At 70.5% G+C, this 14401-nt stretch carries 11 protein-coding genes; 6 read left to right on the forward strand and 5 right to left on the reverse strand.

Annotated features, from left to right (window positions below):
* Positions 1-35 precede the first annotated feature (35 nt).
* The 4 genes from IE255_RS05575 (at position 36) to IE255_RS05590 (ending at position 3992) form a co-directional block, all read left to right on the forward strand.
* The gene (locus IE255_RS05575) at positions 36-980 is read left to right on the forward strand and encodes an RluA family pseudouridine synthase (RefSeq protein WP_190048964.1); all 945 of its coding nucleotides are present in this window, start codon (positions 36-38) and stop codon (positions 978-980) included.
* Positions 977-1447, forward strand: a complete 471-nt coding sequence (locus IE255_RS05580) for a GNAT family N-acetyltransferase (RefSeq protein ID WP_190048965.1) — start codon at positions 977-979, stop codon at positions 1445-1447. The genes IE255_RS05575 and IE255_RS05580 overlap by 4 nt, the downstream gene beginning before the upstream one ends.
* 95 nt (positions 1448-1542) lie before the next feature.
* A complete protein-coding gene (locus IE255_RS05585; RefSeq protein WP_190048966.1) occupies positions 1543-3129 on the forward strand; it encodes a Na+/H+ antiporter in 1587 nt (528 codons plus the stop codon).
* Positions 3130-3251: 122 nt separating this feature from the next.
* Positions 3252-3992: an SDR family NAD(P)-dependent oxidoreductase gene (locus tag IE255_RS05590; RefSeq protein WP_190048967.1), complete on the forward strand. Its 741-nt coding sequence runs from the start codon at positions 3252-3254 to the stop codon at positions 3990-3992.
* A 54-nt stretch (positions 3993-4046) separates the two neighbouring features.
* Here IE255_RS05590 and IE255_RS05595 read toward each other — a convergent pair whose 3' ends face one another.
* On the reverse strand, positions 4047-5171 hold the full coding sequence (locus IE255_RS05595; protein ID WP_190048968.1) for a mechanosensitive ion channel family protein: 1125 nt from the start codon (positions 5169-5171) through the stop codon (positions 4047-4049).
* A gap of 107 nt (positions 5172-5278) precedes the next feature.
* Here IE255_RS05595 and IE255_RS05600 point away from each other — a divergent pair, with 107 nt between their 5' ends.
* Positions 5279-5848 carry a dienelactone hydrolase family protein gene (locus IE255_RS05600; RefSeq protein WP_190048969.1) on the forward strand — a complete coding sequence of 190 codons (570 nt, stop codon included), beginning with the start codon at positions 5279-5281 and terminating at the stop codon, positions 5846-5848.
* A 6-nt stretch (positions 5849-5854) separates the two neighbouring features.
* Here the strand turns inward: IE255_RS05600 and IE255_RS05605 are convergent, their stop codons facing one another.
* The 4 genes from IE255_RS05605 to IE255_RS05620 all read right to left on the reverse strand — a co-directional run bounded on the left by IE255_RS05605 (position 5855) and on the right by IE255_RS05620 (position 10626).
* Entirely contained in the window at positions 5855-7525 is a 1671-nt protein-coding gene (locus IE255_RS05605; RefSeq protein WP_190048970.1) for an alkaline phosphatase D family protein, read from the reverse strand.
* A 92-nt stretch (positions 7526-7617) separates the two neighbouring features.
* Positions 7618-8436: a thioredoxin domain-containing protein gene (locus IE255_RS05610; RefSeq protein ID WP_190048971.1), complete on the reverse strand. Its 819-nt coding sequence runs from the start codon at positions 8434-8436 to the stop codon at positions 7618-7620.
* Positions 8437-8532: 96 nt separating this feature from the next.
* Entirely contained in the window at positions 8533-9228 is a 696-nt protein-coding gene (locus tag IE255_RS05615) for a hypothetical protein (protein ID WP_190048972.1), read from the reverse strand.
* A 69-nt stretch (positions 9229-9297) separates the two neighbouring features.
* Entirely contained in the window at positions 9298-10626 is a 1329-nt protein-coding gene (locus IE255_RS05620; RefSeq protein ID WP_190048973.1) for a DUF2252 domain-containing protein, read from the reverse strand.
* Positions 10627-10842: 216 nt separating this feature from the next.
* On the opposite strand from IE255_RS05620, the gene dnaE reads away from it, so the two are divergent.
* A complete protein-coding gene (gene dnaE, locus IE255_RS05625) occupies positions 10843-14382 on the forward strand; it encodes a DNA polymerase III subunit alpha (protein ID WP_190048974.1) in 3540 nt (1179 codons plus the stop codon).
* Positions 14383-14401: the final 19 nt, after the last annotated feature.

The raw sequence follows: 14401 nt of genomic DNA on the forward strand, positions 1-14401 counted from the left end.
GCGGCCGTGTCGGAGCCGTCCGGCATACTCGACGGGTGAGCACGATTCCCGAGATCCGTACCCTGCCCGTGCCCGACGGCCTGGAGGGCGAGCGCGTCGACGCCGCCATCTCCCGCATGTTCGGCTTCTCCCGGACCAAGGCGGCCGAGCTCGCCGCCGCGGGGAAGGTCACGGTCGACGGATCGGTGGTCGGCAAGTCGGAGCGCGTGCACGGCGGCGCCTGGCTGGAGGTCGAGATGCCGCAGGCGCCCGCGCCGGTGCAGGTGGTGGCCGAGCCGGTCGAGGGCATGGAGATCGTGCACGACGACGATGACGTGGTCGTGATCGTCAAGCCGGTCGGCGTCGCGGCCCACCCGTCGCCGGGCTGGAGCGGGCCGACCGTCATCGGGGGGCTGGCCGCCGCCGGGTACCGGATCTCCACCTCCGGGGCCGCGGAGCGCCAGGGCATCGTCCACCGCCTCGACGTCGGCACGTCCGGGCTGATGGTGGTGGCCAAGTCGGAGTACGCGTACACGTCGCTGAAGCGCCAGTTCAAGGAGCGCACGGTCGACAAGCGGTACCACACGCTCGTCCAGGGCCACCCCGACCCGACCAGTGGCACCATCGACGCCCCCATCGGCCGGCACCCCCAGCACGACTACAAGTGGGCGGTCACGGCCGAGGGCAAGCCGTCCGTCACGCACTACGACCTCATCGAGGCCTTCCGCGCCGCGTCCCTGCTCGACGTGAAGCTGGAGACCGGCCGCACCCACCAGATCCGCGTCCACATGGCCGCCCACCGGCACCCCTGCGTCGGCGACCTGACCTACGGCGCCGACCCGACGCTCGCCAAGCGCCTCGGCCTGACCCGCCAGTGGCTGCACGCGGTGCGGCTCGGCTTCGAGCACCCCGGGGACGGGCAGTGGGCCGAGTTCTCCTGCGACTACCCGGAGGACCTCCAGAAGGCCCTGGACCAGGTCCGGGAGGAGACCTACGCGTGAGCACCCCGGGGTACGTGGTGCGGGTCGCGCGGGACCCGGCCGACCGCGAGGCGTGCTTCGCGGTGCGCAAGGAGGTCTTCGTCGGCGAGCAGGGCGTGCCGGAGGACCTGGAGTACGACGCGTACGACGCCGGGGCCGTCCATGTGCTGGCGGTCCGGGAGGACGGCGTGCCGCTCGGGACCGGGCGGCTGCTGTTCGGGGAGGCGGCCGTGGCGCAGACCGGCGCCGACCCGTCCGTGGGCTCCCTCGGCCGGCTGGCCGTGACCGGCCACGCACGCGGGCTCGGTGTCGGCGTCGCCCTGGTGCGGGCCATCGAGGACGCGGCACGCGCGCGTGGGCTCACGGCCATGGACCTGCACGCGCAGTCGCACGCGCTGGGCTTCTACGAGCGGCTCGGCTACGAGCCGTACGGCCCGGAGTATTTGGAGGCGGGCATTCCGCACCGGGGGATGCGGCGTTCGCTCTAGCCCGTCGCGGCGGGTGCTGAAACGGTTTGTCGCTGGAGTTGCGTGGCAGGCTTGAGGGCAGTCCTGTGAACCGCTGACCTTCCGGAGCGCTGACCGTGGATCAGTTGGCCCTGTTGTTCGTGCTGCTGCTCGGGGCCGTGATCAGCGTCCCGGTCGGGGACCGGCTCGGGGTGCCCGCGCCGGTGCTGATGACCCTGCTGGGCATAGTCCTCGCCCTGCTCGAGTTCGTGCCGAACGTCGACATCCCGCCGGACCTGATCCTCCCCCTGTTGCTGCCGCCCCTGCTGTACGCCGCCGTGCGCCGCACCTCCTGGCGGCAGTTCACGGCGAACAAGAGACCGATCTTCCTGCTGGCCGTGGCGCTGGTGTTCGTCACCATGGCCTGCGTGGCCGCCGCGGCCGACGCGATCGTGCCGGGGCTGCCGCTCGCCGCGGCGTTCGCGCTCGGCGCGCTGGTCGCGCCGCCGGACCCGGTCGCGGCGACCGCCGTCGCCGGGCAGCTGGGGCTGCCGCGCCGGCTGGTGTCGATCCTGGAGGGCGAGGGGCTCTTCAACGACGTGACGGCCATCGTCCTCTACCACGTGGCGATCGCCGCCGCCGTCAGCGGGACGTTCTCGCCCTGGAAGGCCGGGCTCGACCTGGTGCTGTCGGCCGTGGTGGCCGTGGCCGTGGGCCTGGCGCTGGGCTGGGGCGCGAACAAGCTGATGGAGCTGCTCGGGGAAGCGACGCTGCAGATCGGGCTGACCCTGCTGGTGCCGTACGCCTCCTACGTCATGGCCGAGGAGCTGCACGGGTCGGGCGTGCTCGCCGTGCTCACCACCGCGCTGTTCCTCGCGGAGCACGGCTCCGACGCCGACGACGTCATGACGCGGCTGGCCGGGCACACGTTCTGGAACATCGTCGACACCCTCGTCACCGGCGTGGCGTTCGGGCTGGTCGGCCTTGAGCTGCACAACGCCATCCACACCGCGTCCGGGCGGTGGGGCGAGCTGCTCGGGTGGGCCGCGGCGGTGGTGGGCGTCGTCGTGTTCGTACGGCTGCTGTGGCTGCTGCCGGCGACCTGGCTGACCAAGCGGCTGCACGCGCGGCGGGACTACGACGAGGACATCCCGGTCAGCTGGCGCGAGACCGTGGTGATGTGGTGGTCGGGGATGCGGGGAGTGGCGTCGGTCGCGCTGGTGCTGGCCATTCCGCTGGAGACGGATTCGGGGGCGCCGTTCCCCAGCCGGGACGAGATCATCTTCATCGCGTTCGGGGTCATCATGGCGACGCTGGTGGTGCAGGGGCTGACGTTGCCGTGGCTGGTGCGACGGCTCGGGGTGAAGGCCGACACGGACCAGGAGAAGGAGTTCGCGAAGGCGCTGGCGGTCCGGGCGGCCAAGGCGGCGAAGCGGAGGCTGCGGGAGATCGAGGAGGACGAGGAGCTGCCGGAGGAGCTGTCCGAGCAGATGCTGCGGCGGGCCTTCGACATCGGGGTGCGGATCAGTCCCGAACTGGCGGAGGACGAGCGGCGGGAGGCGTACCGGGAGCGGGCGCGGCGGGTGAAGCGGGTGCGGCGGATCCAGCAGGAGATGCTGAGCGCGGCGCGGCATGAGGTGCTGGCGGCGCGGAGTGAGCCGGGGGCGGATCCGGAGGTTGTGGACCGGGTGCTGCGGCATCTTGACGTGCGTAGTCTGCGGTGAGTTGCCCACCCACGAGCTGCCCGTAGCTGTCACCCGAGAGGTCCTGGAATCCCGTGGGGGTGGTTCGCCGTCGGCGGTCGGCGGTTGACGGTCGGTGGTTGGGGCGTCGTAGGGTCGTCCGTATGGCACGAAATGTTGTAATCAGTGGTGGAGGTACCGGAATTGGGCTTGCGGCGGCCCGGGTGTTCGCCGCGGGCGGGGATCAGGTGCTGTTGCTCGGGCGGCGGGCCGCGGTGCTGGAGAAGGCCGGGGTGCCCGGCGCGCTGACATACGCGGCCGATCTCGCCGAGCCGGCGGACGTGCGGGGCGTCGCCGCCTTCGTGGAGCGGGAGTTCGGGTCCGTGGACGTGCTCGTGCACAGCGCCGGAGGCAACGGGCTGCTCGAACCGGACGCCGCAGGTGATGATCCGCTGGAGGCCGTCGCGCACACCTGGAACGTGAACTTCCGGCTCAACACCCTGACCGCCGTCCTGCTCACCGAGGCTCTGAAGCCGCGGCTCGCCGAGCCCGGCGGGCGGGTGCTGTTTCTCGGTTCCATCGCCGCCTACCGGGGATCCGGGAGCGGGGCGTACGCGGCGGCCAAGGCGGGTCTGCATCCGTACGCCCACGATCTGGCGCGGGAGCTGGGGCCGCGCGGCATCACCGTGAACGTGGTCGCGCCCGGCTACGTCGAGGACACCGAGTTCTTCGGGGACGCGATGGACGAGGAGCGGCGGGCGCGGCTCGTCGGCGAGACCTCCACCGGGCGGGCCGGGACCCCCGGGGACGTCGCCGAGACCCTGCACTGGCTCGCCTCCCCGGGCGCCGGGCACATCACCTCCCAGATCATCCAGGTCAACGGCGGCGCCGAGCGCGGTCACTGACCGGAGCACCGGCAGGAGGGCTGTCCGCTCCAGGGCAGCCCTCCTGCCGTGCCGTCAGCGTTCCGGGCGGGCCGAGCCGTGGAAGCGGCGCTGCTGGTGCGGGACGCCGTCCGGGGACGGGCGGTGGCCGTTCCGGGACGGCGGCAGGATCGCGTCCGCCGTGTTGACCCGGGGCAGGGCGTACGGATGCTCCTCGGCCAGCCAGCGCACCATCTGCTCCCGGACGGCGACCCGCGCGGTCCAGATGTCGTCCGCGTCCTTCGCCGTCACCAGGGCCCGCACCTGCATGGTGTTCGGGGTGGTGTCCGTGACGGACAGGTCGTAGGCGCGGCCGTCCCAGGCCGGGCACTCGCGCAGGATGTCGCGGAGCTTCTCGCGCATCGCCTCCACGGGGGCCGTGTGGTCGACGTGCCAGAAGACGGTCCCGGTCATCTGCGGCGTGCCGCGCGACCAGTTCTCGAACGGCTTGGACGTGAAGTACGACACCGGCATGGTGATCCGCCGCTCGTCCCAGGTGCGCACGGTCAGGAACGTCAGCGTGATCTCCTCGACCGTGCCCCACTCGCCGTCCACGACGACGGTGTCCCCGATGCGCACCATGTCGCCGAAGGCGATCTGGAACCCCGCGAACATGTTGCTCAGGGTGGACTGCGCGGCGACACCGGCGACGATGCCGAGGATGCCCGCCGAGGCCAGCAGCGAGGCGCCCGCCGCGCGGAACGCCGGGAACGTCAGCAGCATGCTCGCGGCGGCCACCACGCCGACGATCGCCGACACCACCCGCATGATCAGCGTCACCTGGGTGCGCACCCGGCGGACCCTGGCCGGGTCGCGGTGGGCCCGGGCATTGGCGTACCGGCTGTACGACGTCTCCACGATCGCCGCCGCGATCCGGATCACCAGCCAGGCGGCCGACCCGATCAGCACCAGGGTCAGCGCCTGGCCGATGCCCTCACGGCGGCTCTCCAGCAGCTGCGCCTCGTCGTACGCCCCTCTCAGCAGGGCCACGAGGAGCACGAGCTGGTACGGGATGCGGCCACGGCGCAGCAGCCCCCACAGCGGGGTGTCGTGATGCCGGTCGTCGGCCTTGCGCAGCAGGAAGTCGGTGGCCCAGCCGATCACCAGCGTGAGCACGACCGAGCCACCGACCACGATCAGCGGTCGTAGCAGGTTCTCCATGCCCCCGAACCTAACCGGCTCGCCGGGGGCATGAACATGTGACTTCGGCGGCGTCCTGGGTAGTGCCGCGATCTCGGCTCGTCATACCCGGCTGGCACCATGGCTTCATGAACATCATGCTCTTTCACTCGACGCATGGGCTGCGGCCCGCGGTGCTCCAGGCCGCCGACCGGCTGCGTGCGGCCGGACACGAGGTGTGGACGCCCGACCTCTTCGAGGGGCGCACGTTCGAGACGGTCGAGGAGGGCATGGAGCACAAGGAGAAGATCGGCAAGGAGGAGCTGCTGAAGCGGGCCGTGCTGGCCGCCGCGCCCTACTCGGACCGCGGGCTGGTGTACGCGGGCTTCTCGCTCGGCGCCTCCATCGCCCAGACCCTCGCCCTCGGCGACGACAAGGCGCGCGGGCTGCTGCTCCTGCACGGCACGTCGGACATCGCGCCGGGCGTCACGGCGGACGGCCTGCCGGTCCAGCTGCACGTGGCGGAGCCGGACCCCTTCGAGACGGACGACTGGCTCAGCGCCTGGTACCTCCAGATGGGCCGCACCGGCGCCGACGTCGAGGTGTACCGGTACGCCGGGGCCGGCCACCTCTACACCGACCCCGACCTGCCGGACTACGACGCGGAGGCCGCCGAGGCCACCTGGCGGGTGGCGCTCGGCTTCCTCGAAACCCTGTAGCGGCGGTCACACCGGGTCGTACACGCGCTCCATCTTCTGCGTGCCGCTGCGCGTGCGGTACGAGCGGGACCACGTGGCCGTCGCGTCGCGCTTCGTGCGGTCGGACAGGACGTAGTAGTCCATCTGCGCGCGGTCGGCCGTGATGTCCAGGACGCCGTAGCCGTGGCGGTCCGTGTCGACCCAGTGGACGTGCCGGTTGGCGGCGCGGATGGCCGGCGAGGCGATCGCGGAGACCGTGCCCTCCGGCACCTTGACGAGGTCGTCGAGGTTGTCGGAGGTGACCGAGGTGACGACGAACTCCGTGGCGGCCGACGGGGACAGCGGATAGGTGCCGGCGTCCACCGGCACGTCGTTGGCCCAGGCCATGTGGATGTCGCCGGTGAGGAAGACGGTGTTGCGGATCGCGTTCGTCCGCAGGTGCGCCAGGATCTCCCGGCGGTCGTCGGTGTAGCCGTCCCACTGGTCGGTGTTGAGGGCGAGGCCCTCCTGCGGCAGGCCCAGCAGCTTGGCCAGCGGCTTGAGCAGGTCGGCGGAGAGCGAGCCGATGGCGAACGGCGAGATCATCACGGAGTTGCCGACCAGCCGCCAGGTGGTGTCGGACGCCGTCAGGCCCGCCTTGAGCCAGTCGAGCTGGGCCCGGCCGGTGAGCGTGCGGTCCGGGTCGTCGACCGCGCCGTTGCCGACCCCGACCTGCTGCGAGCGGAAGGACCGCAGGTCCAGCAGCGAGAGGTCGGCCAGCTTGCCGAAGCGCAGCCGGCGGTAGGTGGTGCCGGCGATCGCCGGGCGCACCGGCATCCACTCGAAGTAGGCCTGCTTGGCGGCGGCCTGGCGGGCGGACCAGACGCCCTCGGCGCCCTCCGTGTGGTTCTCGGCGCCGCCCGACCAGGCGTCGTTGGCGAACTCGTGGTCGTCCCAGATCGCCACGACCGGGGCCGCCGCGTGCAGCGCCTGGAGGTCCGGGTCGGTCTTGTACCGCGCGTGCCGGACGCGGTAGTCGGCGAGCGTGACGATCTCGTGGGCCGGGGCGTGGGGGCGTACGACCCTGCCGCGGGTGCCGTACTCGCCGGTGCCGTACTCGTAGACGTAGTCGCCGAGGTGCAGCCAGGCGTCCAGGTCGCCGCGGGCCGCGAGATGGCGGTACGCCGAGAAGTACCCGGCCTCCCAGTTGGCGCAGGAGACCACGCCGAAGCGGAGGCCCGCGACGGCCGCGCCCTCCGCCGGGGCGGTGCGGGTGCGGGCGGCGGGGGAGTCGGTGCCGCCGGCGGAGAAGCGGAACCAGTAGTCGGTGGCCGGTTCCAGGCCGCGGATGTCGGCCTTCACCGTGTGGTCGGAGGCGGCCGTCGCGGTGGTCGAGCCCTTGGCGACCACGGTGGTGAACGCCTTGTCCCTGGCGACCACCCAGCTCACCTCGGTGTCCGGGCCGAGCCCGGAGCCGGGTATCGCCTCCGGGACCGGGGTCACGCGGGTCCACAGCAGCACGCCGTCCGGCAGCGGGTCACCGGAGGCGACGCCGTGCAGGAAGGCGGGGGCCTGGGCGGCGGCGCGCGCCGGCAGGGAGGCGGCGAGCGGCCCGGCCAGGACAGCGGTCGCCGCCGCGGCCTTGACGACCGTACGGCGGCGCGGCGTGAGGGAGTTGAGGCCCTCTGACGTGTTCGATGATCTGTATCGACTGGTCACGACCGATCAGGTTACTGATCGGTATGCACCAGAGCGGGCGAACTCCGGAAGTTCGCCCGCTCTTCACGCGGTGGCCGGTACCCGACCCGCCGTCACTTCTTGAGGGCCTCGCCCACGACCCGGTTGAAGTCGGCCACCGTCATCAGCGGCGTGCCCTGGCTGTCGGCGGTGAGCTGCTTGCCGTCCATGACGAAGCCCGGCGTGCCCGTCACGCCGTCCTTGTTGTCGTCGAAGGTCTTCGACATGGCCATCGCCCAGGCGTCGTAGGTGCCCTTCTCGACCGCGTCCTGGAACTTCTTGTTGTTCTTCAGCTCGGGGACGGTGTTCGCGACCTCGATGAGGTAGCTGTCGTCCTTGAACTTGTCGGTCGTCTCCTCCGGGTGCCACTTCGCGGAGTACAGCGCGGCCTTGTAGTCGAGGAACGCCTTGTCGCTCACGTCGAGCGCGGCGCCCAGGGCGCTCAGCGCGTTCTTCGAGCCCTCGCCGTTGTCCTTGTCGTCGATGAACGTGGCGCCGATGAACTGCATCTTGTACTTGCCGTCGTCGATGTCCTTCTTCACGGTCGGACCGACGGTCTGCTCGAACTGGGCGCACACCGGGCAGCGCGGGTCCTCGTAGACCTTCAGGGTCTTCTTCGCCGACTCCTTGCCGATGACGACCGTGGTCCCGTCGGTGCCCGTGGTGTGGGCCGGGGCGACGACCTTCTCGTCCTTCACGGCCTCCCAGTGGGTCGGCTTGTTGGCCTGTACGACCGCGTAGCCGATGCCGCCGGCTATCGCCAGGACGCCGACGATGGAGCAGGCGACGACGATCTGCCGCTTGGCCTTGGCGCGCTTGGCCTCGCGCTCGCGCTCGGCGCGCAGCCGCTCACGGGCCGCCGTCTTCGCCGCCTGGCTGTTCCTCTTGCTCATGGTGATGTTCTCCGTTGGGGACGCGCACACCTCGTGTGCGGGATACGTAAGGGGGACCGTCGGTGCTCGAAAGCGCTCTGCGCGGAGGCGGGTGCCTCACGCGAAGGCGGGCGAGCGGGGCGGTCCGCGCCGTCCCAGGGAGTACGCGAGGACCAGATCGCGGGCGGTGGGCGTGCGGTCGGCGGCGCGCGGCGCTGGCCGGCGCCCGGCCGGGGGCCGCTGCGTCGTCACCGCGGCGGCCGCCAGCAGCAGCGGCCGGAACGAGGTCGCCGCCACCGCCCGCAGCAGCTCGGCCAGGGCCCGCTCGCCGCGGCGCAGCCAAAGCGCGGCCAGGAGGCCGACGCCGAGGTGTGCGCCGAGCAGCAGCCAGGCGGTGGCCGGGTCGGCGTGGGCGATCACGGCCGCGAGGCGCTCCGTGCCCGTGGCACCTGCCATGCGGGCCAGTGGGGTGCCGACCTCGCCGCCGCCGCACAGCACGTCCAGGCCGACCGATCGCAGCGGCCCGGCGACCGGGCCGCCGGCCCGGCCGTAGCAGGCGTGCTGGCCCGTGGTGAACACCGTGTCGGCGGCGAGCTCCAGCGGGATCAGCAGGGCCGCGATCCTCCCGAAGGAGCGCTCGCGGCCCGCCAGGGCGTACGCGATCACGAACACGGCGGCGGCGACCGCGGCCACCGTGCCCAGGGGGAGCGGGGCCCGGGACAGCAGCACGTGCGACGCGGTGCTGAGCGTCACGACCACTGCCGTGAACAGCGCCGCGCGTACGGCCCTGAGCTGGTTCCCGGATATGTCCATAGCGAGAGGAGAGTCTGTCACGTGGTCCGGTAAGGGACCCCTAAAGGATGCCTGTGAAGGGTCTTCCCGTCACAGACCTGGAATCCGCCCGTTGCGGAACAGGTCCACGAAGATCTGGTGGTCGGCACGCGCGCGTGCCCCGTAGCCGTGCGCGAAGTCGGTCAGCAGCGACGCGAAGCCGTCCTCGTCGGCCGCGATCGCCGCGTCGATGGCCCGCTCCGTGGAGAACGGCACCAGGGACTCGCCGGACTGGTCGTCCGCCGCCGAGTGCATCGTGGCCGTCGCCCGGCCGAGGTCGGCCACCACCTGGGCGATCTCCTCCGGGTCGTCGATGTCGCCCCAGTCGAGATCCACCGCGTACGGCGAGACCTCGGCGACCAGCTGGCCCGCGCCGTCCAGCTCCGTCCAGCCCAGCCACGGGTCGGCGTGTGCCTGGAGGGCGCGCTGGGAGATCACCGTGCGGTGCCCCTCGTGCTGGAAGTAGTCGCGGATCGCCTCGTCCGTGATGTGCCGGGAGACCGCCGGGGTCTGGGCCTGCTTGATGTAGATCACGACATCGTTCTCCAGGGCGTCGCTGTGGCCCTCCAGGAGGATGTTGTACGACGGCAGCCCCGCCGAGCCGATGCCGATGCCGCGCCGGCCGACGACGTCCTTCACGCGGTAGGAGTCCGGGCGGGCCAGGGAGCTGTCCGGGAGCGTCTCCAGATAGCCGTCGAAGGCGGCGAGGACCTTGTAGCGGGTGGCCGCGTCCAGCTCGACGGAGCCGCCGCCCGGCGCGAAGCGGCGCTCGAAGTCGCGGATCTCCGTCATCGACTCCAGCAGCCCGAAGCGGGTCAGCGAGCGGGCGTCGCGCAGCGGGTCCAGCAGCGGGCCCTGGGCCGTGTCCAGCGTGAAGGGCGGCACCTCGTCGCTCTTCGCGCCCGTGGCCAGGGCGTGGATCCGCTCGCGGTACGCGCCCGCGTACACCCGCACCAGCTCGGTGATCTGCTCGTCGCTGAGCGCCTTGGCGTACCCGATCAGCGCGATGGAGGCGGCGAAGCGCCCCAGGTCCCAGGTGAAGGGGCCGACGTAGGCCTCGTCGAAGTCGTTGACGTTGAAGATCAGGCGGCCGTTCGCGTCCATGTACGTGCCGAAGTTCTCCGCGTGCAGGTCGCCGTGGATCCACACGCGCGAGGTGCGCTCGTCCAGGTACGGGCCGCTCAGTATCCCCTCGCGGTCGAGGTCGTGGTAGAAGAGGCACGCCGTGCCCCGGTAGAAGGCGAAGGCCGAGGCCGCCATCTTCCGGAACTTCACGCGGAACGCGGCCGGGTCGGCGGCGAGCAGCTGGCCGAAGGCGGTGTCGAAGACGGCGAGGATCTCCTCACCGCGGTGCTCGTCGTCGAGCTGCGGGAACGACATCGCTGGGTGCCTCCTGGTGCATACGTCTGGGGACGGCAGGTCCGCCCCCTTCCTAACGTGCGGCGGTCCGCGGGAGTGCCCGCGAGCCCCGCATGAAGGTACGCGGGTCAGCCCTCGGAGTGTCAGTGCCGAGGCATAGACTTCGACGCTGTCCCCCAGACTGTCCGCAGCCTGTCGGGCCCCATTCGACGTACGTTTTCTCTGGAGGCCGCAGCCGTGTCAAAGCCGCCGTTCACGCACCTGCACGTCCACACCCAGTACTCGCTGCTGGACGGTGCCGCGCGGCTGAAGGACATGTTCAACGCGTGCAACGAGATGGGCATGACCCATATCGCCATGTCCGACCACGGCAACCTCCACGGGGCGTACGACTTCTTCCACTCCGCGCAGAAGGCCGGGGTCACCCCGATCATCGGGATCGAGGCGTATGTCGCGCCCGAGTCGCGCCGCAACAAGCGCAAGATCCAGTGGGGCCAGCCGCACCAGAAGCGGGACGACGTCTCCGGTTCCGGTGGCTACACCCACAAGACGATGTGGGCGGTGAACAAGACCGGCCTGCACAACCTCTTCCGGCTGTCCTCCGACGCGTACGCCGAGGGCTGGCTCCAGAAGTGGCCCCGGATGGACAAGGAGACCATCGCCAAGTGGTCCGAGGGCATCGTCGCCTCCACCGGCTGCCCCTCCGGCGAGGTCCAGACCCGGCTGCGCCTCGGCCACTTCGACGAGGCCCTGAAGGCCGCCGCCGACTACCAGGACATCTTCGGCAAGGACCGCTACTTCCTGGAGCTGATGGACCACGGCATCGAGATCGAGCACCGGGTCCGCGACGGCCTGCTGGAGATCGGCAAGAAGCTCGGCATCCCGCCCCTGGTCACGAACGACTCGCACTACACGTACGCGCACGAAGCGACCGCCCACGACGCGCTGCTGTGCATCCAGACCGGCAAGAACCTCTCCGACCCGGACCGCTTCAAGTTCGACGGCACCGGCTACTACCTGAAGTCCACCGACGAGATGTACGCCATCGACTCCTCGGACGCCTGGCAGGAGGGCTGCGCCAACACCCGGCTGATCGCCGAGATGGTCGACACCACGGGCATGTTCGAGAAGCGCGACCTGATGCCCAAGTTCGACATCCCGGAGGGGTACACGGAGGTCAGCTGGTTCCGCGAGGAGACCATGCGCGGCATGCACCGCCGCTTCCCGGACGGCATCCCGGACGACCGCATGAAGCAGGTCGAGTACGAGATGGACACCATCATCTCGATGGGCTTCCCGGGCTACTTCCTCGTGGTCGCCGACTTCATCATGTGGGCCAAGAAGCAGGGCATCGCGGTCGGCCCCGGCCGAGGCTCCGCGGCCGGCTCGATCGTCGCCTACGCCCTCGGCATCACCGACCTCGACCCCATCCCGCACGGCCTGATCTTCGAGCGGTTCCTCAACCCCGAGCGCATCTCGATGCCCGATGTCGACATCGACTTCGACGAGCGCCGGCGCGTCGAGGTGATCCGGTACGTGACGGAGAAGTACGGCGCCGACAAGGTCGCCATGATCGGCACGTACGGCACCATCAAGGCCAAGAACGCGATCAAGGACTCCGCGCGCGTGCTGGGCTACCCGTACGCGATGGGCGACCGCATCACCAAGGCCATGCCCGCCGACGTCCTCGGCAAGGGCATCAACCTGGACGGCATCACCGACCCGAACCACCCGCGCTACTCGGAGGCGGGCGAGGTCCGGGCGATGTACGAGAACGAGCCGGACGTGAAGAAGGTCATCGACACCGCCAAGGGCGTCGAGGGCCTGGTGAGGCAGATGGGCGTGCACGCCGCCGGCGTGATCATGTCCAGCGAGACCATCACCGACCACGTCCCGGTCTGGGTCCGGCACACCGACGGCGTGACCATCACGCAGTGGGACTACCCGAGCTGCGAGTCGCTCGGCCTGCTGAAGATGGACTTCCTGGGCCTGCGCAACCTGACGATCATGGACGACGCCGTCAAGATGGTGAAGTCCAACAAGGGGATCGACATCGATCTCCTGAGCCTCCCGCTCGACGACCCCACGACCTTCGAACTGCTCCAGCGCGGCGACACCCTCGGCGTCTTCCAGTTCGACGGCGGCCCCATGCGCTCCCTGCTCCGGCTGATGAAGCCGGACAACTTCGAAGACATCTCCGCCGTGTCGGCCCTGTACCGCCCGGGCCCGATGGGCATGAACTCCCACACGAACTACGCGCTGCGCAAGAACGGGCAGCAGGAGATCACGCCCATCCACCCCGAGCTGGAGGAGCCGCTCAGGGAGGTCCTGGACGTCACCTACGGCCTGATCGTCTACCAGGAGCAGGTGCAGAAGGCCGCCCAGATCATCGCCGGCTACTCGCTCGGCGAGGCCGACATCCTCCGCCGCGTCATGGGCAAGAAGAAGCCCGAGGAACTGGCGAAGAACTTCGTCCTCTTCCAGGAGGGTGCCCGCAAGAAGGGCTTCAGCGACGAGGCCATCCAGGCGCTGTGGGACGTGCTGGTCCCCTTCGCCGGCTACGCGTTCAACAAGGCGCACTCCGCCGCGTACGGACTCGTCTCGTACTGGACGGCGTACCTCAAGGCGAACCACCCTGCCGAGTACATGGCCGCGCTCCTGACGTCCGTGAAGGACGACAAGGACAAGTCGGCCGTCTACCTCAACGAGTGCCGCCGCATGGGCATCAGGGTGCTCCCGCCGAACGTCAACGAGTCGATGTCCAACTTCGCGGCCCAGGGCGACGACGTGATCCTCTTCGGCCTGTCCGCCGTCCGCAACGTCGGTACGAACGTCGTCGAGTCGATCATCAGGTGCCGCAAGGCCAAGGGGAAGTACACCTCCTTCCCGGACTACCTCGACAAGGTCGACGCGGTCGTCTGCAATAAGCGCACCACCGAGTCGCTCATCAAGGCCGGCGCCTTCGACTCCATGGGCCACACCCGCAAGGGCCTCACCGCGCAGTACGAACCGATGATCGACAACGTGGTCGCGGTCAAGCGCAAGGAGGCCGAGGGGCAGTTCGACCTCTTCGGCGGCATGGGCGAGGCCGACAGCAGCGAGCCGGGCTTCGGGCTCGACGTGGAGTTCTCCACGGAGGAGTGGGACAAGACCTATCTGCTCGCCCAGGAGCGGGAGATGCTCGGTCTGTACGTCTCCGACCACCCGCTGTTCGGCCTGGAGCACATCCTGTCCGACAAGGCCGACGCGGGCATCTCCCAGCTGACCGGTGGTGAGCACGCGGACGGCGCGGTCGTCACCATCGGCGGCATCATCTCCGGCCTGCAGCGCAAGATGACCAAGCAGGGCAACGCCTGGGCGATCGCCACCGTCGAGGACCTCGCCGGCTCGATCGAGTGCATGTTCTTCCCCGCGACGTACCAGCTCGTCTCGACCCAACTCGTCGAGGACGCCGTGGTGTTCGTCAAGGGCCGCCTCGACAAGCGCGAGGACGTGCCGCGGCTGGTCGCGATGGAGCTGATGGTGCCGGACCTGTCGAACGCGGGCACCAACGCGCCCGTGGTCCTCACCATCCCGGCCACCCGGGTCACCCCGCCGCTGGTCAGCCGCCTCGGCGAGGTCCTCAGCCACCACAAGGGCGACAGCGAGGTCCGGATCAGGCTCCAGGGACCGACCAAGACGACCGTGCTGCGCCTGGACAGGCACCGCGTGAAGCCGGACCCGGCCCTCTTCGGTGACCTGAAGGTGCTGCTCGGGCCGTCCTGCCTGGCGGGATGACGAGGCAGGACGCGGACGG

The sequence above is a fragment of the Streptomyces lomondensis genome (genome assembly GCF_014651035.1).
GTDB lineage: Bacteria > Actinomycetota > Actinomycetes > Streptomycetales > Streptomycetaceae > Streptomyces > Streptomyces lomondensis.

What these genes read in the sequence shown, in the direction of transcription:
- IE255_RS05590 (WP_190048967.1), top strand. Translation starts at nt 3,252, where the DNA reads ATGGCACGAAATGTTGTAATCAGTGGTGGAGGTACCGGAATTGGGCTT.
- IE255_RS05595 (WP_190048968.1), bottom strand. Translation starts at nt 5,171, where the DNA reads ATGGAGAACCTGCTACGACCGCTGATCGTGGTCGGTGGCTCGGTCGTG.
- IE255_RS05600 (WP_190048969.1), top strand. Translation starts at nt 5,279, where the DNA reads ATGAACATCATGCTCTTTCACTCGACGCATGGGCTGCGGCCCGCGGTG.
- IE255_RS05610 (WP_190048971.1), bottom strand. Translation starts at nt 8,436, where the DNA reads ATGAGCAAGAGGAACAGCCAGGCGGCGAAGACGGCGGCCCGTGAGCGG.
- IE255_RS05615 (WP_190048972.1), bottom strand. Translation starts at nt 9,228, where the DNA reads ATGGACATATCCGGGAACCAGCTCAGGGCCGTACGCGCGGCGCTGTTC.
- IE255_RS05620 (WP_190048973.1), bottom strand. Translation starts at nt 10,626, where the DNA reads ATGTCGTTCCCGCAGCTCGACGACGAGCACCGCGGTGAGGAGATCCTC.